This is a genomic window from Conexibacter woesei DSM 14684 (genome assembly GCF_000025265.1).
GTDB classification, from domain to species: domain Bacteria; phylum Actinomycetota; class Thermoleophilia; order Solirubrobacterales; family Solirubrobacteraceae; genus Conexibacter; species Conexibacter woesei.
In genome coordinates, this window is sequence record NC_013739.1 from 1,068,207 (window position 1) to 1,089,505 (window position 21,299).

19 protein-coding genes are annotated in these 21,299 nt (G+C 71.2%); 11 read left to right on the plus strand and 8 right to left on the minus strand.

Translation table 11 applies throughout. The features are described from left to right. Positions 1-18: 18 nt before the first annotated feature. Genes CWOE_RS05075 through CWOE_RS05100 form a run of 6 tightly spaced genes read left to right on the plus strand, consistent with a single transcriptional unit; the run spans position 19 to position 7,639 of the window. Entirely contained in the window at positions 19-1,410 is a 1,392-nt protein-coding gene (locus CWOE_RS05075) for an ABC transporter substrate-binding protein (protein WP_160165475.1), read from the plus strand. Between the two features lie 50 nt (positions 1,411-1,460). Further along, positions 1,461-2,435, plus strand: a complete 975-nt coding sequence (locus CWOE_RS05080; RefSeq protein WP_012932501.1) for an ABC transporter permease — start codon at positions 1,461-1,463, stop codon at positions 2,433-2,435. After that, a complete protein-coding gene (locus CWOE_RS05085) occupies positions 2,432-4,420 on the plus strand; it encodes a dipeptide/oligopeptide/nickel ABC transporter permease/ATP-binding protein (protein ID WP_012932502.1) in 1,989 nt (662 codons plus the stop codon). Before CWOE_RS05080 ends, CWOE_RS05085 begins: the two co-directional genes overlap by 4 nt. Beyond that, positions 4,407-5,462: an ABC transporter ATP-binding protein gene (locus CWOE_RS05090; protein WP_012932503.1), complete on the plus strand. Its 1,056-nt coding sequence runs from the start codon at positions 4,407-4,409 to the stop codon at positions 5,460-5,462. The genes CWOE_RS05085 and CWOE_RS05090 overlap by 14 nt, the downstream gene beginning before the upstream one ends. A 5-nt stretch (positions 5,463-5,467) precedes the next feature. Next, a complete protein-coding gene (locus CWOE_RS05095) occupies positions 5,468-6,853 on the plus strand; it encodes a serine hydrolase domain-containing protein (protein WP_012932504.1) in 1,386 nt (461 codons plus the stop codon). 33 nt (positions 6,854-6,886) lie between these two features. Then, the gene (locus tag CWOE_RS05100; protein WP_012932505.1) at positions 6,887-7,639 is read left to right on the plus strand and encodes an SDR family NAD(P)-dependent oxidoreductase; all 753 of its coding nucleotides are present in this window, start codon (positions 6,887-6,889) and stop codon (positions 7,637-7,639) included. A gap of 8 nt (positions 7,640-7,647) precedes the next feature. On the opposite strand, the gene CWOE_RS05105 is transcribed toward CWOE_RS05100, so the two are convergent. Genes CWOE_RS05105 through CWOE_RS05115 form a run of 3 tightly spaced genes read right to left on the minus strand, consistent with a single transcriptional unit; the run spans position 7,648 to position 10,843 of the window. Then, a complete protein-coding gene (locus CWOE_RS05105; RefSeq protein WP_012932506.1) occupies positions 7,648-8,487 on the minus strand; it encodes a M55 family metallopeptidase in 840 nt (279 codons plus the stop codon). Then, complete coding sequence (locus CWOE_RS05110) at positions 8,484-9,707, minus strand: aminotransferase class V-fold PLP-dependent enzyme (RefSeq protein WP_012932507.1); 1,224 nt, start codon at positions 9,705-9,707, stop codon at positions 8,484-8,486. The genes CWOE_RS05105 and CWOE_RS05110 overlap by 4 nt, the downstream gene beginning before the upstream one ends. Then, positions 9,704-10,843 carry a mandelate racemase/muconate lactonizing enzyme family protein gene (locus CWOE_RS05115; protein WP_012932508.1) on the minus strand — a complete coding sequence of 380 codons (1,140 nt, stop codon included), beginning with the start codon at positions 10,841-10,843 and terminating at the stop codon, positions 9,704-9,706. The genes CWOE_RS05110 and CWOE_RS05115 overlap by 4 nt, the downstream gene beginning before the upstream one ends. 158 nt (positions 10,844-11,001) lie before the next feature. Between CWOE_RS05115 and CWOE_RS05120 the strand changes: the two genes are divergently transcribed. Then, positions 11,002-11,943 carry an alpha/beta hydrolase gene (locus tag CWOE_RS05120; protein ID WP_012932509.1) on the plus strand — a complete coding sequence of 314 codons (942 nt, stop codon included), beginning with the start codon at positions 11,002-11,004 and terminating at the stop codon, positions 11,941-11,943. Between the two features lie 38 nt (positions 11,944-11,981). On the opposite strand, the gene CWOE_RS05125 is transcribed toward CWOE_RS05120, so the two are convergent. From CWOE_RS05125 to CWOE_RS30230, 3 genes are all read right to left on the minus strand, one after another. Further along, positions 11,982-12,455, minus strand: coding sequence for a VOC family protein (locus tag CWOE_RS05125; RefSeq protein ID WP_012932510.1), 474 nt, complete (start codon positions 12,453-12,455; stop codon positions 11,982-11,984). A 160-nt stretch (positions 12,456-12,615) separates the two neighbouring features. Next, positions 12,616-13,605, minus strand: a complete 990-nt coding sequence (locus tag CWOE_RS05130; protein ID WP_160165476.1) for a LacI family DNA-binding transcriptional regulator — start codon at positions 13,603-13,605, stop codon at positions 12,616-12,618. Between the two features lie 144 nt (positions 13,606-13,749). Then, a complete protein-coding gene (locus tag CWOE_RS30230) occupies positions 13,750-14,829 on the minus strand; it encodes a Gfo/Idh/MocA family protein (RefSeq protein ID WP_012932512.1) in 1,080 nt (359 codons plus the stop codon). Positions 14,830-14,934: 105 nt separating this feature from the next. Here CWOE_RS30230 and CWOE_RS05140 point away from each other — a divergent pair, with 105 nt between their 5' ends. Both CWOE_RS05140 and alr read left to right on the plus strand, forming a co-directional pair. Then, positions 14,935-15,249: an L-rhamnose mutarotase gene (locus CWOE_RS05140; RefSeq protein ID WP_012932513.1), complete on the plus strand. Its 315-nt coding sequence runs from the start codon at positions 14,935-14,937 to the stop codon at positions 15,247-15,249. Positions 15,250-15,293: 44 nt separating this feature from the next. After that, positions 15,294-16,400, plus strand: a complete 1,107-nt coding sequence (gene alr, locus CWOE_RS05145; protein WP_012932514.1) for an alanine racemase — start codon at positions 15,294-15,296, stop codon at positions 16,398-16,400. Position 16,401: 1 nt separating this feature from the next. On the opposite strand, the gene CWOE_RS05150 is transcribed toward alr, so the two are convergent. Both CWOE_RS05150 and CWOE_RS05155 read right to left on the minus strand, forming a co-directional pair. Further along, positions 16,402-18,186 carry a CocE/NonD family hydrolase gene (locus CWOE_RS05150; protein ID WP_012932515.1) on the minus strand — a complete coding sequence of 595 codons (1,785 nt, stop codon included), beginning with the start codon at positions 18,184-18,186 and terminating at the stop codon, positions 16,402-16,404. A gap of 10 nt (positions 18,187-18,196) precedes the next feature. Continuing rightward, positions 18,197-19,069 carry an amidohydrolase family protein gene (locus CWOE_RS05155; protein ID WP_012932516.1) on the minus strand — a complete coding sequence of 291 codons (873 nt, stop codon included), beginning with the start codon at positions 19,067-19,069 and terminating at the stop codon, positions 18,197-18,199. Between the two features lie 187 nt (positions 19,070-19,256). On the opposite strand from CWOE_RS05155, the gene CWOE_RS05160 reads away from it, so the two are divergent. Both CWOE_RS05160 and CWOE_RS05165 read left to right on the plus strand, forming a co-directional pair. After that, positions 19,257-20,369, plus strand: coding sequence for an isocitrate/isopropylmalate dehydrogenase family protein (locus CWOE_RS05160; RefSeq protein WP_012932517.1), 1,113 nt, complete (start codon positions 19,257-19,259; stop codon positions 20,367-20,369). A gap of 159 nt (positions 20,370-20,528) precedes the next feature. Then, the gene (locus CWOE_RS05165; protein WP_012932518.1) at positions 20,529-21,293 is read left to right on the plus strand and encodes an SDR family NAD(P)-dependent oxidoreductase; all 765 of its coding nucleotides are present in this window, start codon (positions 20,529-20,531) and stop codon (positions 21,291-21,293) included. Positions 21,294-21,299 lie beyond the last annotated feature (6 nt).

Sequence of the window (21,299 nt, forward strand, 5' to 3'; positions counted from 1 at the left end):
TCGATCGTGGCCAGAGGCGTGAGCAATCCGGCCGTGATCCCGAGCACGGACGGACCGATCCTGAGCATCGCCTACGCCCCTCTGTTCCATGCCGCTCCGGACGGCAGAATCGAGCCGGCGCTGGCCGTCAGATGGCGCTACACCGATGACGACCAGAAGGTCTTCGAGTTCACCCTGCGCGAGGATGCGCGCTTCTCCGACGGGACCCCGGTCACCGCGGAAGCGGTGGTGGGTTCGCTCGAGTACTACTACAAGAGCAGAAACATCTACTCGGAGCTGCTGGGGAGAAACCCGAGGTTCGAGGCGGTCGACAGATGGACGGTGCGCGTCACGTTGACGGCGTCGCTGCCCAACCTGCCGTTCCTGTTCTCCGAGGCGAACGTCAACTGGGGCTTCGTGATGGCGCCGAAGGGAGTGGCGAATCCCAGACTGTTCACGAAGGCCACCTATGGCGCGGGGCCGTACAAGCTCGACTACTCGAAGTCGGTGCCCGGCGACCACTACACGTTCGTGCCGAACGAGTACTTCTACGACAGATCGGCGATCAAGTTCAAGGAGATCTACCTGAAGGCGTTCGCCGATCCGTCGGCAGCGCTGCAGGCGCAGCAGGCCGGTCAGATCGACGTCGGCTGGACGATGGACTCGTCGACGGCCGAAGCGGCCGAGTCGGCCGGTCTCGACGTCGTGTCTGCCCCATTCGCCGTTCTCTACATGACGATGAACGCGCGCAGAGGCACCGAGGCGCTTCGCGACGTCCGTGTGCGCCGGGCGCTGAACTACGCGATCGACCGCAAGGCGATCTCGAACGCGCTCTTCGGCAGATACGGCGTCCCGATGTCTCAGTTCACGGTTCCGCCGGACTCCAATCCCGGGTTGGAGAACGCGTACCCCTACGATCCGGAGAGAGCGCGCGCGCTGCTGGCCGAGGCGGGATACCCGAGAGGGTTCGAGTTCTCGATCAACACCGGCAAGGACGATCCCCAGGCGAAGGCCGTCGAGCTGGTGGCCAGCTACCTCGACAGAATCGGCGTCAAGTCGAACGTCAGAACGTTCCAGAACCGCGCGGGCTACCTCGACGCAGCGCTGTCGTTCAAGGACGACTCGGCGATCTTCGCCGGCGACGTCGGCGTGCCGACGACGATCGAGTACCCCAGCTACATCGGGCCGAGCAGCACGCTCGGCGGGGGCGACCCGGTCAACCCGAGAGTCAACGAGCTCTACGAGGCCGGTCTCAGAGCGAGCGACCCCTCCAGAGACTGGAAGGAGATGTGGGCGATCACGGTGAACGACGCCTGGTTCCTGCCGATATCGGGGTTCAGTGACCTCGCGTACGTGTCGGACGGGATCGGCGGGGTGCAGATGACCCCGGCCCGCCCGTACTCCTTCCCGACGGAGTGGTTCCCCAAGTAGGTCCGACGTTGACTGTCGTCTCAATCAAGATCGACGCCAGCACGAGGCCGATGGGATACGCCGCGCGGTTCGCGCACAACCCGTTTGTGCGCACCGTCGCGCGGCGCCTTCTCATGACCGTGCCGCTGCTCTTCTTCGTCACGGTGCTGAGCTTCGTGCTGTTGTCGCTCGCTCCCGGCGATGCAGCCCGGGAGATGCTCGGCGAGCGGGCCACGCCGGAGTCGCTGGCGGCGCTGCGCGACCAGCTCGGGCTCAACCAGCCGCTGCCGGAGCAGTACTGGCGCTGGTTGAGCAATGCGTTGCACGGCGACCTCGGCGTGTCGAGCGCCACCGGCCAGCCGGTGACGGATGCCGTCGTGCAACGCCTGCCGGTCACGCTGTGGGTCGTGCTCGGCACCATGATCGTGATGCCGGTCCTCGGCGTGGCGCTGGGTCTGTACAGCGCCGTGCGCGGCGGCGCACTCGACCGCATGCTCGGGCTGCTGTCGCTGGTCGGCTACGCGCTGCCGGCGTTCTGGCTCGGCTCGATCATGGTCGCGTTCTTCGCGGTCGACCTGGGGTGGTTCCCCGCAAGCGGCTATGTCTCCCCGTCGGATTCCGTGAGCGACTGGATCCGCTCGCTCATCCTGCCGGTCGCGGCGCTCTCGATCGGAGGCGTCGCGGTGTTCGCGAAGCAGACGCGCGACGCGATGCTGGACGTGCTCGCGAGCGAGCACGTCCGGCTGGCCTGGGCGCGGGGGGTGCCGCCGCGCTCGATCTATCTCCGCTACGCGCTGCGGAGCATCAGCCCGCTGCTGCTGACGCTGGTCGGCATCACGACGATCGGATTCCTCGCCGCGACGGTGTTCGTCGAGACGATCTTCGCGCTGCCGGGAATCGGCGCATACGTCGCCACCGGGGCGCAGCAGCAGGACGTGCCGGTGGTCCAGGGCACGACCGTGTTCTTCACGCTGATCGTCGTCGTCATCAACCTCGTGACCGATCTGGCGTACACGGCCCTCGACCCGCGGGTGCGGACGTCATGAGCACGACCGCCGATTCCCTCGCGGCCGCCACGGAACTGGCCGCCGCGCCGCGTCCGAACGAGGCGCCGCGCCTGTGGCGCCGGCTCGTTCGCCGCCCTGTGGCGGTGCTGTGCCTGCTCTTCCTCGCCGCGCTCGTGGTCGTCGCGATCGTCGCGCCGATCCTGCTGCCCGACGTCAGCACCCAGAAGGCCGGCGACCTGAACGCGCTGCGCCAGGGACCGAGTGCCGAGCACCTGCTCGGCACCGACAGCCTTGGGCGCGACGAGCTCGAACGCCTCCTCGTCGGCACGCGCGTCACGCTCCTCGCGGCGGTGGAGGCGCTCGTCGTCGCGTGCGGTCTCGCCATCCCGATCGGCATCCTCGCCGGCTACCGCGGCGGGCGGATCGATCGTGCCGTGGGGTGGTTCGTCGACCTCGGCCTCGCGCTGCCCGTGCTGATCATCGTGATCGTCGTCGTCTCGGTCTTCCAGGGCAGCACACTCGCGGCGATGATCGCGTTCGGCGTGCTCGGGGCGCCGGGCCAGATCCGTGTCATCCGGTCGGCGGTGCTGCCCGTTCGCGAGGAGCTCTACGTGGCGGCGGCACGAGTCACCGGCCTCTCGCGGATCTACATCATGCGGCACCACATCCTGCCGCGGATCAGCGGCCCGATCCTCGTGCAGGCGTCGCTCTTCGCCGGGGCCGTCGTCCTCGCACAGGCGGGCCTCGCGTTCCTGAACCTGCTCGGCGATCCGCCGGCCCCGAGCTGGGGCCAGATGATGAACGACGGGACGGAGAACATCGTCCAGCAGCCGTGGCTGATCTGGCCGCCCGGCATCGCGATGATGCTGACCGTCATGGCGTTCGGGTTCCTCGGGGACACGTTCCAGGAGGCGCTCTCGGAGAACTGGCGGGCGCCCGTCCGGCGCAAGCGCGGCCGGCGCATGCTCGACGGCCTCCGGGGCCACGGCCTCGTTCGCCTCCAGCCCGTACCCGCCGCGGGCGCGACCGGCGGCGAGCGCGCAGACGCGCTGCTCGTCGTCGACGATCTCACCGTCGAGCTGCCCTCGGCCGGCGGCCCGATCCCCGTCGTGCAGGGCGCGAGCTTCGAGATCGGGGAGGGAGAGACCGTCGGGATCGTCGGCGAGTCGGGCTGCGGCAAGACGATGACCGCGATGTCGATCCTCGGCCTCGTGCCCGGCAACGGGACGATCAGCCGCGGCGAGATCGTCTTCGACGGGCGCGACCTGGCGGCACTCGGAGAGGACGGGCTGCGGAAGGTGCGCGGGAAGGAGATCGGGCTGATCTCGCAGGAGCCGATGGTCAGCTTCAACCCGACGTTCCGCGTCGGCTGGCAGCTCGCGCACCTGATCCGCATCCACCACGGCGTCTCGCGCAAGGAGTCGCTCGACCGCGCGGTGGAGCTGCTCGGGCGCGTCCGCCTGAACGATCCCGCCGACGTCGCGCGCCGCTACCCGCACGAGCTCTCGGGCGGGATGGCGCAGCGCGTGTCGATCGCCGCGGCGTTGGCCGGCGATCCGAAGCTGCTGATCGCCGACGAGCCGACGACGGCGCTCGACGTGACCGTGCAGGCGGAGATCCTCGAGCTGCTGCGCGACCTCCAGCGCGAGCGCGGACTGGCGATCCTGCTCGTCACGCACGACTGGGGCGTGATCGCCGACCTCTGCGAGCGCGTCGTGGTGATGTACGCCGGCCAGGCGGTCGAGCGCGCCGCGACCGACGACCTCTTCGACCGACCGCTCCACCCGTACACCGCGGCGCTGCTCGCCGCGAACCCGACGGGCAGCGACGCCGGGCACGAGCTGCCGGCGATCGCCGGCAGCGTGCCCAAGCCCGGGGCGTGGCCGGCCGGCTGCCACTTCCACCTGCGCTGCGGCTACGCGACCTCCGAGTGCCGCACCGGCGCCGTGCCGCTCGCGCGACCGGGACAAGGCCGTGAGACACGGTGCATCCACTACCGAGCCCTCGCAGATGAAGACCACTGACGCCATGTCCGGCGACGCACCGCTGCTCGAGATCAACCAGCTCACCGTCGAGTTCCCGGGCGGCCGCCGTCAGCGCCCCGTTCGAGCCGTCGACGACGTGTCGCTCACGATCGGCGTCCGCGAGACGGTCGGCCTCGTCGGCGAGTCGGGCTCGGGCAAGTCGACGATCGGCCGCGCCGTCCTCGGGCTCGTGCCGGCCACCTCGGGGAAGGTCTCCTTCGCCAGCGCCGAGATCACGCACGCCCGCTACGCGGAGCGGCGGCGGCTGGGACGCGAGCTGCAGGTCATCTTCCAGGATCCCTACAGCTCGCTGAACCCCTCGCGGACGATCGGCCAGACGCTGACCGAGACGCTGCGCGCCCACACCCGGCCCGACCAGCGGGAAGCGGCCGCGCGGGTCAGCACGATGCTCGACCGGGTCGGGTTGTCGGCGGACGCGGCGCAGCGCTATCCCGCGCACTTCTCGGGCGGCCAGCGGCAGCGGATCGCGATCGCGCGGGCGCTGATGGCGCAGCCGAGCCTCGTCATCTGCGACGAGCCGACGAGCGCGCTCGACCTGTCGGTGCAGGCGCAGGTGCTGAACCTCCTGCGCGAGCTTCAGGACGAGCTCCACCTGAGCTACTTCTTCATCTCGCACGACCTCGCGGTCGTGCGGCACCTGTCGCACCGGATCATCGTCCTCTACAAGGGGCGGATCATGGAGCAGGGGTCCGCGGCCGAGGTGTACGAGAACCCGACCCACCCCTACACGCGCGCGCTCACCGAAGCGGCGCCGGTGCCGAATCCGCACGAGCAGCGTCGGCGGCGTGCGCAGAGACTGCGCCAGGCGCCGGTCGGCAGCCAGGAGCAGGACCCGGAGCACTCGTGCCCGTTCGCGCCACGGTGCCCGCACGCGATCGAGCGCTGCCGGACGAGCCGGCCGCCGCTCGAGCCGATGCCGGGCGGCGGGATGATCGCGTGTCACCGTTGGCAGGAGCTGCGAGACCCTCGCCTGGTGGCGCGGGTTCCGAGCGAGGCGATCGCGGCGAGACGCGAGACGTGACCAGCATGCGCGTCGAGCGACCGGCGACGGTCGACGCCGCCGGTCTGCACGGGCGCTTGGAGGAGCTCGTCGCCCGCTACGACGTGCCGGGAGCGTCGGTCGCCGTCCTCGCCGGCGGTCAGGTGGCCACGGCGGCCGCCGGCCTCCTGAACCTCGACACCGGCGTCGCCGCGACGGCCGACTCGCTGTTTCAGATCGGCTCGATCACGAAGCTCTACACGGCGACGCTGGTGATGCAGCTCGTCGACGAGGGCCGGATCGACCTCGACGCTCCCGCCGTCACCTACCTGCCCGAGCTGAAGCTGGCCGATCCCGAGGTCACCGCGGCGGTCACGGTCCGCCACCTGCTGTCGCACACCTCCGGGATCGCGGGCGACCACTTCCCCGACCTCGGACGGGGCGACGACGTCGTCGCCCGCTACGTCGCGAGCTGCGCCGAGCTCGGACAGACGCTGCCGCTCGGCGCGACGACGTCCTACTGCAACTCCGGCTTCGTGATCGCCGGGCGGATCGTCGAGCTGCTGACCGGACAGAGCTGGGACGACGCCTTGGCGAGCCGGCTCGTGGCGCCGCTCGGCGTCAGCCGCACGTTCACCCAGCCCGAGGACGTCCTGCGGTTCCGCTCCGCCCTCGGTCACATGGAGCAGGACGGCGAGCTGCGACCGGTGTCCCAATGGACCCTCCCGCGCGCGTGCGGGCCTGCGGGGCTGATCTGCGCCACCGCCGCCGACGTCGTCGCCTTCGCCCGGACGTACCTCGACGCCGGGCGCACGCCCGCGGGCGTGCAGCTGCTCTCCCCGGAGTCGGTCGCCGCGATGCTGGAACCGCGGGCGGCGCTGCCCGACACGTACACGATGGGCTCCCATTTCGGTCTCGGGTGGGCCGCGTTCGACGGGGTGCGCCCGCGTGTCTACGGCCACAACGGCGGCACGGTCGGGCAGGCTTCGTTCCTCCGCGTCGTTCCAGGCGCAGACGTCGCGATCGCCCTGCTGACGAACGGCGGCCACGCCGCGGACCTCTTCGACGGCCTCGTCCGGCCGCTGCTCGAGGAGGTCGCGGGCGTCGCCACGCCGCCTCCCCTCGAGCCTCCCAGCGTCGCGACCCACGTCGCGCTCGATCCGCACGCCGGGGTCTACGAGCGGCACGGTCAGCGCATCGAGGTCGAGCGGCGCGGTGCCGGGCTGACCGCCCGGCTGGTCAACACCGGTCCGCTGGCCGACGTGTTCCCCGACCCGGTCGAGCTCGAGCTCGTCGCCGTGCGCCCGGGCCTGTTCGCCACCCGCCAACCGGGCGAGAGGGCGTGGAACGCCATGGTCTTCCAGCGCCTGGAGGACGGCACTCCCTGCGTCCACTTCGCGCTCCGCGCGACGCCGAAGATCGCAGAGTCCTGAGCATTGCGACCGACGGATCGGAGCGAGTTGGAGATGAGCGACGTCACGTACCCCAAGCGCGTCGTCGTGACCGGCGCGGCGAGCGGCATCGGCAAGGCGACGGCGCTGATCCTGCGCGCACGCGGCAGCGAGGTCGTCGCGGTCGACGTCAACGAAGCGGGGCTGGCGGCGGCCGCCGCCGCCGGCTGTGAGACGGTCGTCTGCGACATCGCGCAGGAGGACGAACGCGCACGGCTCCACGCCGCCGCCGGCGAGGTCGACGGTCTCGTCAACGGAGCCGGGATCATCCGCGTGGTCGCGATCCCCGACGTGACCGACGCCGACTGGGACGCGATCTTCGCCGTCAACGTCAAGGCGCTGTTCTTCCTCGCGCGCGACTTCGGCCTCCGCATGGGCGAAGGCGCCGCGATCGTGAACGTCGCGTCGGTGTCCGCGAAGGACAACTCGACGACGGAGGTGCTCCCGTACGGGTCGTCGAAGGCGGCCGTCCACGCGATCACGCGTGGGCTGGCGAACCACCTCGGTCCGGCCGGCGTGCGCGTCAACGCCGTGCTGCCGGGCATCATCGACACGCCGATGCAGGACAACCTCGTCGTCGACATCGCCGCCATCCGCGGCGTCGATCCGGCGGCGCTCCACCGCCAGCGGCTGCAGACGATCGCGCTTCAGAACCGGGCCGGCTCGCCGGAGGACACCGCGGACGTGATCGCGTTCCTGCTCTCCAGCGCGGCGCGCTACGTCACCGGCCAGGCGCTCGCCGTCGACGGCGGCCAGATCATGCAGTAGCAGCCAGCTCAGTCGAAGACGGGCGACTCGAACGAGACGCCGACGAGCATCGCCACGACTTGGAACGTCTTGTACGAGGTCGCGAAGTCGTCCGAGCTCCACGTGACCGTCCCGGCCTCGACGCGCTCGACGCCGGGAACGAGCGCCGCCCGTCCCGCCGAGCTCGGGTTCGCGAACGTCGCCGACCAGCGGTAGGGGGGATCCGCGACCAGCGGCCGATGCGCGGTCGCGTCCTCGACCGCGGCTGCCGCCGCCGCTCGGATCGCAGCTTCGGTCTTCGCCGGAGGCAGGCAGAGCGCCGAATAGCGGTCGATCTGCTCCTTCACGGCCACGGTGCGGACGCCGGGGATGTAGCGCGTCGCATCCGCGCACGCCGCCTGATCGCCGGTCAAGAGTCCGACGCCGACGCCGAACGAGCCGGCGAGCATCGCGTTCATGCGGCCCTCGCTGCAGGTCTCGTCGTTGAGCGTGAGGTCGAGGAGGCCCTTGCCGAGGAACGTGTGGCTCAGGACGCCCACGGCGCCTGCCGGTGCGTGGTACCCGACGAGGAAGACGAGATCGATGCCGCGATCGATCCCCTCCATCATCACGTAGGTCGTGTGGTGGCCGACGATCAACTGTGCGCGCTCGTCGAGCTCCTCGATCAAGAGGTTGCGCATCGTGTTGTGGCCTTCGGTCACGATCACCTGCGCGTCGTCGGCCGCGTCGCATGCGCCCGCGATCGCCGCGTTGACGTCGCGCACGAAGAGCCGCCGGAAGCGCTCCCACGCGGCCGTGCCCGGGTGGACGTCCTCCGGAGCGGTGACTCCCGTGACGCCTTCCATGTCGGCCGAGATGAGCACGTTCATGCGTGTCGTCCTCCCTCGGTTTCGCATTCGGCGACGACCCGCTCGACGAGCACGTCGACCTCGTGTTCCTGCAGGGTCGTCGCCTGCAGCATGAGGAGGCCCTTGTCGATCCAGGCGTCCAAGCAGAAGATCCGCGGCGACCCCTCGCGCAGGTTCCGTGCGACCTCCGCGGCGCGCGGCGCTCCGCCGTCGCCCGCGAAGTCGACGACGACGTGGGGCCAGGTCGCCTCAGGCGGGGTGACGAGCGAGCAGCTCGCCCCCGTCATGCCATCGAGGCCGTCGAAGATCGCGCGGGCGATCGCGAGCGTGCGCGCCTGCTCGGCCGCGTGGTCCCGCTCGACGTAGTCCTCGAGCGCCGCGATCAGACCGGCGATCTCCTCGCGTCCGACCTTCAGCATCCGCCCGACCCCCTGGCGCGCCGGGCCGTTCGAGAAGGTCGGCGCCGCGGGCCCGAACGGGCCCGCCCACAGCGTCGGATGGATGTACATGTCCTGCTGCTGCAGCGTCGCCGAGAGCACGAGCTCGCGCCGGCCGGCGAGGAACCCGGACCCCGCCGGGCCGCCGATGCCCTTCCCGCCGCTGAACGCGACGAGATCGGCTCCCTCGCGGATGAACCGCGTCAGGTTCTCGGCCGGCGGAAGCGCTCCCGCCGCGTCGACGATGACCGGCAGGTCGTGTCGATGCGCGATCTCGGCGATCGTCTGAAGCGGCAGCACCTCCGTCGACAGGCCGGGGACGACGTAGAAGAACGCGCAGGTGCGATCGGTGATCGCGGCCTCGAACTCCCACGCTCGCGCACCCGGGTTGCTGGGCGTGCCGAGATAGCCGACCTCGACGAGTCTCGCGCCCGTCGCGCGGAGCACGTGGTCGTACGGGTTCCGGTGCGCTCGGTGCATGACGATCTCGTTCCGGAGGCCCTCCGTGTTCGGCAGGCGATCCATGGCGGCGATGTCGTCTCTCGCCATGCACGCTGCCGCGGAGAGGAACAGGCATGCGGCGGCTCCTGAGGCGACGCACCCCGCCTCGGCACCGGTGACGCGGGAGATGGTCTCGCTGGCGCGCGCCTGCAGCTCGTTGAGCGGGAAGAAGCGCTGCCCGGCCTCGATCATCGCCTCCTGGGCGGCCGCGCTGAGGAGGTTTCCTCCCAGCCGGCTCGCCGCGCCGTTCGCGTTGATCACCGGCGTCAGGCCGAGCCGTTCGAGAGCGGAGGGCTTCGTCACGAGACGAGCACCTTCTCGCTGCGGAACCCCTGGACGACCTCTTCGACCACCTCGATGCCCAGTCCCGGCCCCTGCGGTGGATGTACCCAGCCGTCGATCTGCTCGAAGGGCGTCACGACGAGGTCGTGCTGCATCGGGTTGCGGATCGGCTTGACCTCGAACAGCTTGCAGGCGGGCGAGCTGAACGAGATCGCGAGGCTCGCCGCCGTCACGATCGCCGACGACCAGGCGTGCGCGTTGGCCTGGCGGCGGTGCGCCTCGACCCGGTCGCAGACCTTCTTGAAGCCCGTGATCCCCTCGGCACGGCCGGGGTCGACGCCGAGGACGTCGACGGTGCCGGCGGCGAGGACCCGCTCGAACCCGGCGAGCGTCCACTCGCGCTCGCCGTAGGCGATGCGCGTCGAGGTCTTCGCCCGCAGGTTCGCGTAGCCCTCGGGATCCCACGCTCCCAGCGGCTCCTCGACCCACGTGAGGTGGTACTCCTCCATCGCCCGCATCCGCCGCACCGCGTCGGTCACGTCCCATCTGATCGCGATGCCGTTGTCGATCATCAGCATCTTGTCCTCGCCGATGCCCTCTCGCATCGCCCGCACGAACTCGACGTCGCGATCGTGGTCGTAGCCGAGGCGCGCGTCGCCGCGCTTCCCGAAGCCCGTCTTGACGCCCTGCAGCCCGCTCGACAGCCACCCCTGCGCCTCCTCGACCATCGCCGGGATCGACGAATGGTGGGCGTGGCAGGACGCGATCGCCGGCAGGCGCTCGTGCACCGGCCCGCCGAGCAGGTCGAGGACGCTCATGTTCGCCGCCTTGCCCTTGAGGTCCCAGAGCGCGATGTCGATCGCCGAGACGGCGTAGGACGCGATCCCGCCGCCGTATCCGTACCACCAGGCCTGGTCCTTGTTGCGGCGCCACAGCGCTTCCGTGTGCGTCGGGTCCTTGCCGACCAGCTGTTCGGCCATCGCCTCGATCACGTGCTTCGTCGCGAAGTTCGCCTCGGCGAACTGCGTGATCGACTCGCCCCAGCCGACCTGGCCGTCGTCGGCCGTGATCTTGCAGAGGCAGAGGTGGCGCAGCGCGTTGAAGTCGTTCGGCTCCGGATAGCTGACGGGGATCGCCTCGACCGCGTGGATGCGCATGTCGCTCAACCCTCCGAGCCGGCGGCGCGTCCGCGCAGGGACGATGAATCGACGTTCATGGGACCTCCCTGTGACTCGGCAACGATGGGGGCGACTGTATACGATTCGCGATCAGATTGGAACCGTTCCCGGAACCGTTGGGCGAGAAAGGGTTGCGCGTGGCTTGGAGTGTCGGATCGGCGAAGCTCGTCCCGGGTGCGAGGAGCTACCTCGAGCGCGTCCTCGCGGCCCCGCAGGTGTGGGAGGTCCCGCTCGCGGACGCCCGGCGCGGCTTCGAGGAGGAGGCGCTCGAGCTGTGGGGCGATCTGGACGCGGTCGCGGAGATCGTCGACCGCGACCTCGACGGGATCCGCGTCCGCGTCTACCGCCCCGTGAGCGACGCGGCGCTCCCGGCGGTGGTCTACCTGCACGGCGGCGGCTGGGTCCTCGGCACGGTCGATTCGTACGACCCGTTCTGCCGCGCCCTCGCCGCCCGCGCGCCCGCGGTCGTCGTCTCCGTCGACTACCGGCTCGCTCCCGAGCACCCGTTCCCGGCCGCGATCGACGACGCCTGGGCGGTGACGCGGTGGGTCGCGGGGCACGCGGCCGACGTGGGCGCGGATCCCGAGCGGCTCGTCGTCGCCGGCGACAGCGCCGGCGGCAACCTCGCCGCGGTCGTCGCGCTGCGGGCGCGCGACGGCGGCCTTCCGCTCGCGCTCCAGGCGCTGGCCTACCCCGTCACGGACGCGGATCTCGACTCGAGCGGCTACAGGCGGCTCGGCGAGGGGCTGAACCTGACGCGCGCGAAGATGGCGTGGTACTGGGCGCGCTATCTCGGCACGGCGGACGGGGCGGACCCGCACGCTTCGCCGCTGCGCGCCGACGACCTCGCGGGCGTCGCGCCCGCGCTGGTGCAGACGGCCGAGTACGACCCGCTCGCGGACGAGGCGGCCGCGTATGCGCAGCGGTTGCGCGCCGCCGGCGCCCGCGTGACGCTGACCCGGTACGACGGGCAGCTTCACGGCTTCCTGCGCCTGCGCAGATCCTGCCGCGAGCAGGTCGACGATGCGATCGCCGAGATCGCGTCAGCGGTCCGGTCAGCGCGGCCGGCGCCGCGCTGAGGAGCTACGTGCCCTCGGCCGGGCGGCCGAGGGCACGCTCACCGCCCCGGGGGTTGGAAGAGCTCGAGCGTGATGCCGTCGTGGATCCGCAGGTAGGCGACCTGCGCTCCGGAGTTCGGCCCGTCGTCCACCTCGACCGGTCCCTCCGGCACCAGCGGTCGCGCTCCCGCCGCGACGGCGGCGTGCCACGACGCGCGGGCGTCGTCGACCGCGAGGCACAGGTGGACGTTGCCCGGGTTCGCGGTGCCCTCGGCGAGCGCCTCCTTGCCCGCGACGTCGTAGTCGAGCAGCTCGAGCACGGTCCCGCCGGGGAGGTCCACGAACGCGACGTCGATTCGGACGCCGGGATAGCCGACGTGACGGCCGAGGTACGACCCCTTGAGCACCGTCCGCCAGCGCGGCTCGGTCCCGAGGAAGGCGCGCCAGAAGGTGAGGGCACCGTCGAGGTCGGCGACGCTCATGCCGACGTGATGGATGTTCGTCGCAGGTCCCGCGAAAGTGGTGGCTCCCATGAATCGAGACGATACCAGAATCGGTTCCGGAAATGCCGTGGGAACGCTTGGAGCGGGGGACGAGGGGCGCGGGAGGGCCGGGTGGTGGCGCGGAGCGGATGCACTGCGGCGGCGCAGCGCTACGGATGCACTGCGGCGGCGCGGCGCTGCGCGGACGCGCTCAGCGCGGTGCTGGCGCGCAGCTCGGCCGTGCCACGAACTCGGTCGGCAGCACGATCTCGCGTGGCGCGTCGGCGTTGCTGCCAGGCTCGAGGTCGGCGAGCAGCAGCTCGGCCGCGGCGTCGCCGACGGCGAAGCTGTCGCGGCGCACGACGGCGATCGGGGGATCGTGGAGCTCGGCGACGGCGAGGTCGTCGCAGCCGACGAAGGAGAGGTCCCCGCCGAGCCGCACGCCGGCTTCCCGCAAGCTCATCAGTGCGCCTTCCATGAGCATGTTGCCGCCGGCGATGATCGCGGTCGGGCGCGAGTCCTGCGCGAGGATCTCGAGGACGGCTCTGCGGCCGTGGTCGACGGAGAATCCGCCCGGATACGCCGTGTGCTCAGCGTCGGGAACGTTCGCGAGCGTCTCCTCGACGGCCTGTCGGCGCTCCCGGGCGGGTCGCTCGGGGCCGCCTGTGATGAGGGCGAAGCGGCGGTGGCCGAGCTCGAGCAGGTGCTCAGTCGCCGCGCGCATCCCCAGCGCGTGATCGAACGACGCCCCACGTGTCGTGACGCCGTCCGGAATGTCGCGATCGACAAGCACGATCGGGCACGCGAGCTGACGCAACGCGGCGACGACGTCAGGGTGGTGCTCGTCCACGAGCGAGAGGATCACGCCGTCGACGCGGCGCCGTTCGAGCAGCGAGATGTGCTCGATGTCGAGCTCCGCGTTTCCCTCGGAGTTCGTGAGCAGGAGCGAGTATCCGGCAGCGCGCAGCCGCTTCTCGGCGCCGGTGATGATCTCGGCGAGCACCGGGTTCGCGATGTCCGAGACGGCGAAGCCGACGGAGAGCGTCTTCCCGATGCGCAGGGCCTGAGCGAGGATGTCGGGCTGGTAGTTCAGCTCGTGAACGGCCTCCATCACCTTGCGCCGCATGCGCGGGCTCACGTCCGGGTGATCGGAGAGGACACGCGAGACCGACGACATGGCGACGCCGGCCCGCTCGGCCACCTCACGCATGCTCGGACGTGACGGCGCCCGTTCGTCCGTCTCTTCGGCCGCGTCGCGCGACGACGTTACCGGAATCGACTCCATGGGCTCCATGCGATGGAGTGTAGACGGACCGTCAGACCTTGCGTGCCGGCCGACACGGAGTCATCTTGTCAGCTGCGCGAGCTGCCCGCGGACCGGTTCGAGCCTTCCGCTCGCCGCGCTGCGGTACGCCGCGTCGAGGATCTCGACGGTGCGCGCTCCGAGCTCCGCCGGCGAGCAGTTCTCGACGTCCTTGCCGAGCGCCAGGTCGACGAGGGCGTGCGGCGGTCCGTCGCAGTCGTAGAAGAGCGCACCGGCCGCGAGGTCCGGCTTCGCCTCGAACCCGTCCTCGCGCCAGAGCCAGACGACGTCGCGGCCGAAGTCGACGACGAGCTCGCCCTCGGACCCGGTCACGCGGAGCTCGAGCTGGTGGCGATTCTCCAACGCTCCCAGGTGGGCCGAGGCGCCGGACATCGTCCCGATCGAGCCGTTCCCGAACTGGATCACGCACGCGTCGTGATGCTCGACCGGCGCGTCGAGCACGGCCTTCATCAGCGCGAACACCGCCGCGCCGCGCAGCCCCGTGAGCCAGAGCGCCGCACCGAGGGCATGCGAGAGCTGCGCGTGACCGTAGCCGCCGCCGTTGCGGGGGTCGGTCCACGTCTCCGGCTCGGGCGCGGTGTCCGGCCCGGCTTGTGGATACCCGCCGAGGTTGGCGAGCAGCTCGCGCGTTACCGACGACATCCGCAGGGACGACTCCTCGATCTCGCCGATGCCGTGCTCGTCCATCAGGCGCTTCGCTGCGCGCGCCGCCTGCATGTAGTTCCAGCCGAAGCTCACGACGAGGTGGAGACCGCGCTCGGTCGCGATCCGGTCGAGCTCCCACGCATGTGCGGGGTCGACGGTGAAGGGCTTCTCGCAGAGGACGTGCGCACCGGCCTCGAGGGCGGCCTTCGCGTGCTCGTAGTGGAAGCGGTGCGGGCTGGCGACGAGGCAGATGTCCATGCCGGCGTCGATCACGTCGCGGTAGTCCTCGCTCGCGACCTGGAAGCCCCAGTCGTCCTTGATCTTCGCGAGGACGTCCGCGCCCTTGCGGGCGACGCCGACGAACTCGACCTCGTCGGCGCGCTCTGCGAAGTTCGGCAGGTGCGACGTGACCGCCCATGCGCCCGCCCCGATCACTCCGAGTCGCAGCTTCGCCATCCCCAGGCTCCTTTGCCGTGTTTGGTGGTGCCACCGCCGAACCGACTCGTCCAGCGGTCTACTATACGATACCGGCACCGATTCCGGACAGCACTGGAGACCCCGATGGAACGCGTCTGCTTCACGTTCGAGATCCACCCTGGAACGGAGGCCGAGTACAAGCAGCGCCACGACGAGATCTGGCCCGAGCTGGTGGAGGCGATCAAGGACGCGGGCCACGCGAACTTCTCGCTCTTCCGACAGGGCACGACGATCATCGCCTACGTGGAGTGCGAGCCTGACGCGGCGACGGTGTTCGGCAAGATCGGCGCCACGCACGTCAACACGCGTTGGGCGGAATCGCTGAAGGACGTCATCGTGTCGCTCACCGACGAGAACGGCGAGCGCCGGCAGTTCGAGGAAGTGTGGCACCTGGATTGAGTGACACGAGCGCGGGTCCGGCTCGGGCGGGGGTGAATTGAGGGATGTCGCGTCGCGCTCGCGCGCACGTCGATCTCGGGGCGGTCGAGCGCAACGCGCGTCGGTTGCGTGGGTGCGCGGCGGCTGACGTGCTGCTGTGTGCGGTCGTCAAGGCCGACGGCTACGGTCACGGTGCGGTCGCTGTCGCGCGGGCGGCGCTCGCGGGCGGTGCGCGCTGGCTCGCGGTCGCGACCGCCGACGAGGCCGTCGCGTTGCGGCGTGAGCTGCCGGAGCCGCCGATCCTCGTGCTGGGTGCGTTGGACGAGCCGGATCTGGCTCGTGCGTTGGGTGTGGGTGCGGACGTCGTCGCGTGGACGCCGGAGTTCGTGCGGTGCGCGGAGGCGTTGGCAGGGAATGGCGGTGCGCGGCTGCATGTCAAGGTCGACACGGGCATGGGCCGGCTCGGCGCGCGGTCGCGCGAGGAGGCGCTCGCGCTCGCCGAGCTGATCGACAGGGTGGCGGGTGTGCGTCTGTGCGGGGTGATGACGCATTTCGCCACGGCCGATGCCGGCGATGCGCATTTCGCGGCGCAGTTGGCGAGCTTCTCCGCGATCGCGGGGGTGGTGCGGGCCAGGCATCCGGGCGTGCTCGTGCACGCCGCCAACAGCGCGGCGGTGCTGCGAGCGCCCGCGGCGCACTTCGACATGGTCCGTTGCGGCGTCGCGCTCTACGGGCTCGATCCGTTCCAGCGCGATCCGGCCGCCGCGCGGCTCGAGCCGGCGCTCGAGCTGCGGTCCTACGTCGCGCGCGTGGCGCGCGTCGAGCCCGGCGAGGCGGTCGGCTACGGGGCGCGCTTCCGCCCGTCCGCGCCGACGTGGGTCGCGACGGTCCCGATCGGCTACGCCGACGGCGTGCGCCGGACGACCGGCGGCGGCGTCGACGTGCTGATCGGCGGCAGGCGGCGTCCCCTGGCGGGCACCGTCAGCATGGACAGCCTCGGCGTCGACGCCGGGTCGCACGGCGACGTGCGCGCGGGCGACGAGGTCGTCCTGATCGGCGCCCGCGGCCGCGAACGGATCCTCGCCGAGGAACTCGCTGCCCGACACGGCACGATCAACTACGAGGTCCTCTGCGCGCTCGGCTCGCGCGTCGAGCGGGTCTACGAGCGCTGAGTCAGCGGGCCGGCACGACGGGGAGGTCGACGTACGCGGGCCGCTCGGCGTCGTGGAAGACGGTCTGCAGCGCCGGCGTCAGCTCGGCCGCGGCGGCGTCCTCGCTGTTGGGGTGGCGCGCGAAGCGCGGGAAGTTCGAGCTGGAGACCTGCACGCGCAGCCGATGGCCGGCTCCGAACAGCATGCTCGTCGCGCCGAGCTCGATCGTGAGCGTGACCGGCGTGCCGGGCGGGACCGGTTCCGCGCGCTCGCGCGAGTTGCGGTATCGCATCCGCAGGATCCCGTCGGTGACGCCGATCGCGCGGCCGTCCGGATGCACGTCGACGAGCTTGGCGGTCCAGTCGGTGTCCGGCGCGGAGCTGGCGACCGTGAGCGTGACGCGCACGGTCCCGGTCACCTCGGTGTCGTGCGCGAGCGGCTCGCCAGTGTACACGAGCACGTCGCCGCGGCGCTCGACCTCGCGCTGCTCGCGCGGGCCGGCGTAGCGGCCGAGGAAGGCGCCCGGCAGCAGCGTCGCCCCGCCGGTCGTCGGCACGGGGTTGCGCGGGTCGTAGAGGAAGACGTCCGACGGCGCCGTCGCGGACGGCGGCGCGGCGCGCAGGACGCCGTCGCCGTGCGCGCCGTTGGCGTGCCCGTCGCTGCACAGGTGCAGTCGCTCCGTGCGTGTGCGGGCGATTGGCCACGCGTCCTCGTCGCGCCAGCGGTCGGCGCCCATCACGAAGATCCGCACGGGCGGGGTCTCGAACGGCCGGCCGGCGAGCACATGCGCGAAGAAGTCGAGCTGGATCGCGGTCATGTCGAGCGCGAGCTGGCTCGCCCCGGGCCCGAAGTCCAGGTCGCCGACCACGTCGTGCGCGTTCCCGTGGGCCCAGGGGCCGACGAGCAGGCGCTGGCCCTCGCGGGCGGTCTGCGTCGCCGCGCCCTCGCGCAGGCCGGCGTAGTTGCGCAGCGTGCCGTCGATGAAGATGTCCGACCAGCCGCCGACGTGCAGCGCCGGCACGGCGATCGCGCCGTAGCGCTCGGAGATCGCTGTCGCGCGCCAGTAGGCGTCCCGCTCGGGGTGGGCGAGCCAGTCGAAGAAGGCGGGCGCCAGCTCGCGGAGCAGCGGGTGGTCGTCGAGCGGGAGACGCTCGTAGACCGTCCACGGATCGGCGAGCTGCCGTTCGAGCTCGGCCTCCATCTCCGCGACGTCCGCGCCGGCCGCGCGGCGCCGCGGCAGCGCGTCGGCGCCGAAGCCGAGCGACCACCAGGCGGTGAACCCGAGTTGCGGCACACCGCCCTGGTAGGACCACCCCTCGTAGTACTCCGAGCCGGTGACGTTCGGCACGATCGCACGCAGCGCGGGTGGCGCCTCGGTGGCGGCCAGCAGCTGCGTCGCTCCGACGTAGGAGGCGCCGTACATGCACACCTGTCCGTCGCTGAACGGCTGCTCGGCGATCCACGCGATCGTGTCGGCGCCGTCCTGCGCCTCGTGCGCGAACGGCTCGAGCTCGCCATCGGACTCGTAGCTGCCGCGCACGTCCTGCAGCACGACGGCGAAGCCGGCTTCGACGGCGCGCATCGGCTCGAGCCCGGCCAGGTGGGTGGTGACGAACGAGCTCGACTTGTCGTACGGAAGCCGCTGCAGCAGCGTCGGGTAGAGGCCGTCGCCGGCGGGCCGCCAGACGTCGGCGCGAAGGATCGTCCCGTCGCGCATCGGCACCGCGACGTTGCGCTCGACCTGTGCGCCGAAGCGCCGCCCGCCGAGCGCTCCCGTGTCCGTGCCCGTGTCCACCTCAGTGCTCATGCGATCCCTTTCAGATGCGGAAGATCCGCTCGGCGTTGCCGGAGAACAGCGCGACCTGCTCGTCGTGGCTGAAGTCGGAGAGGATTCCGGCGTAGGCGTCGACGACGGCGCCGTAGGAGCTGAACAACTTGTCGACGGGCCAGTTGGTGCCCATCACGCAGCGCTCCGCGCCGAACGCCTCGATGCAGTGCAGCACCCAGGGCCGGATCGAGTCGACGGTCCATTCGAAGTCGCCCATCCCGAGCCCCGAGATCTTGCAGACGACGTTCTCAGCCTCGGCGAGCTTCCGGATCCCCGACTTCCAGTCGGCGAAGTACGCGTCTGTGCGCTCGCGCGGGAAGCCGGCGTGGTCGACCGCGACGATCGCGTCGGGATGACGTCCGGCGAGGTCGCGCGCCTTCGGCATGTCCTGCCAGAAGCACTCGATGTCGCAGACGAGGCCTCGTGCGGCGAGCTTGGAGAGGCCGCGCTCGAAGGCTGGGTCGGTGAGGAAGTCGCCGTTGGAGAAGTCGCGGATGCCGCGCATCAGCGGCGAGGCCTCCACGTGCTGTTCGAGCACGCGGTCGACGTCGGGATCCTTGAGGTCGGCGTAGGCGACGATCGCGTGGGGGAGGCCGGTGCTGTCGGCCTGCTCCTGCAGCCAGCGCGTCTCGTCGACCGGGTCCGCGGTCCCGATCGCGGCCTGCACGTGAACGGTCTTGGTGACGTTGTCCTCCGCGGTCTCGCGACGGAACTCCTCGGCCGCGTACAGCGGGAACTTGATCGCGTCGATGTTGCCGAGGATCGGGTGGTCGACACCTGGCGCCAGCCACGAGTACGTCAGGCGCGGGTCGCCGAGGTCCCAGAAGTGGATGTGGGCGTCGACGAACGCGAGCTGGGCCATGGTTCTCCTCCGTCAGCGTCGGGTTGGGTGCGGTGTAGCGGGAATCTATTGCGGAATCGTTGCCAGCGTCGTGGCCGAGGCGCTACGGTTCCGTTCTTCCCAGTCCTGGAAAGGTTTCTACAATCGTTTTGCATCGTTGTCGAGCCGATCGGGTCCCGCACATCCCCCCACCGCTGGAGATCCTCGGATGAACGTAGTGCTGCTGCCTGGAGACGGCGTCGGGCCCGAGGTGATGGCCGAGGCGCGCAAGGCACTCGACGCGCTCGAGCTCGGGATCGCCTGGACGGACGTGCCGTGGGGCTCGGCCTGGTGGGCCGAGCACGGGACGATGATGCCCGCCGACGCGATCGACGTCCTGCGCGGTCACGACGCGATCCTGATGGGCGCCGTCGGCGACCCTGCCGTGCCGGACGACGAGGCGCTCTGGGGCCTGATCCTGAAGATCCGCCAGGAGCTGGACCTGTGGGTCAACGTGCGCCCGGCGCGCCTGCTGGAGGGGATTCCCGGACCGCTCGCCGGACGCGCCCCGCACGACGTCGACATGGTCTTCGTGCGCGAGAACAGCGAGGGCGAGTACGCCGGCGTCGGCGGGCGCGTGCACCGCGGCTTCGGGCACGACGTGGCGATCGAGTCCTCGGTCTTCACGCGCCGCGGCTGCGAGCGGGTGATCCGCTACGCGTTCGGGATGGCGTCCGCGCGCAAGGGCGTGCTGGTGAACGCGACGAAGTCGAACGCCTCGCGCTTCGGCTTTCCCTTCTGGGACGAGATCGTCGCCGAGGTCGGCGCGGAGTTCCCCGGCGTCGTGGTCGACAGAATGCTCGTCGACGCGCTCTCGGCGCGGTTGATCCGCGACCCCGGCTCGGTCGACGTCGTCGTCGCCTCCAACCTCTTCGGCGACATCCTCACCGACATCGCCGCCGCGCTGCAGGGCGGCATGGGGATGGCGGCGAGCGCGAACCTCTCGCCGGGTGGCGGCGTGCCGGCGCTGTTCGAGCCGGTCCACGGATCGGCGCCCGACATCGCCGGGCGCGGGATCGCCAACCCCGTCGGCGCGATCTGGTCCGCGGCGCTGATGCTCGAGCAGCTCGGTGCGGGGGAGGGGTCGCGGCGGCTGATGGACGCGCTGGAGACGGTCTGCCGTCGTGGCCCTCGCACGCGCGACGTCGGCGGCACGGCCACGACGGCGGAGGTCGGCGACGCGGTCGTCGCGGCGCTCGCGGCACAGCCGCTGCCGGCGGAGGACGCCGGCGCGCGCCGTCAGCTGCTCGCATCCGCCGATGCGCGCGGAGCGCTGCGATGAGCAACCGCGGCGCGGCTCGCAGACCGCGGATCTTGGTGATGCGAGGGCGTCTTGATACCGTGAGGAACCGATACCAGGATCGAACCCGAAAGCCCAGGTGAGCGTCATTTCAGCCGTTGCATCCCCTGCCGCGTCAGCCGTCCGGGCAGCCAACGCGCGATGACCTGGTCGCTCGGACTGGAGGATCGCGGCGTCGTCGTGACGGGCGGCGCCGGCGGCATCGGACGCGAGGTCGCGGCGGCGTTCGCCGCGGCCGGCGCGCGTGTCGCCGTCGTCGACGTCGAGCAGGAGCGCAGCGCGGAGGTCGTCGCCGGGCTGGAGCGCCCCGAGCGTCACCTCGCGATCGGCGCCGACCTGGCGGACATCTCCGGCCACGAGGCGCTGCTGCGACGGGTCCTCGACGAGTTCGGCCGCTTCGACGCACTCGCGCACCTCGCCGCGGTGCTGCGCCGGCGCGCATCGGTCGAGGACATCACCGAGGAGGACTGGGACGTCCAGCTCGACGTCAACCTCAAGGCCACGTTCTTCCTCGACCGCGCGGCGGCGCGCCTCTTCCGCGAGCAGGGCCGCGGCGGGCGGATCATCAACTTCACCTCGCAGGGCTGGTGGAGCGGCGGCTTCGGCGGGTCGGTCGTCTACTCGGCCAGCAAGGGCGGGATCGTCTCGATGAGCCGCGGGCTCGCGCGCACGTTCGCGCCCGACGGGATCACGGTCAACACGATCGCCCCAGGTGCCGCCGACACGGAGATGATGCGCAGCGGCTCCAGCGACGAGGACCTCGCCGCGTTCGTCCAGATGATCCCGGCCGGCCGCATGGCACGACCCGACGAGCTCGCCGGCATCGTCCTCTTCCTCGCCTCCGACCACGCCTCCTACATCACCGGGGCGACGGTGAACGTGAGCGGCGGCCAGCTCATGTACTGAGCGCGG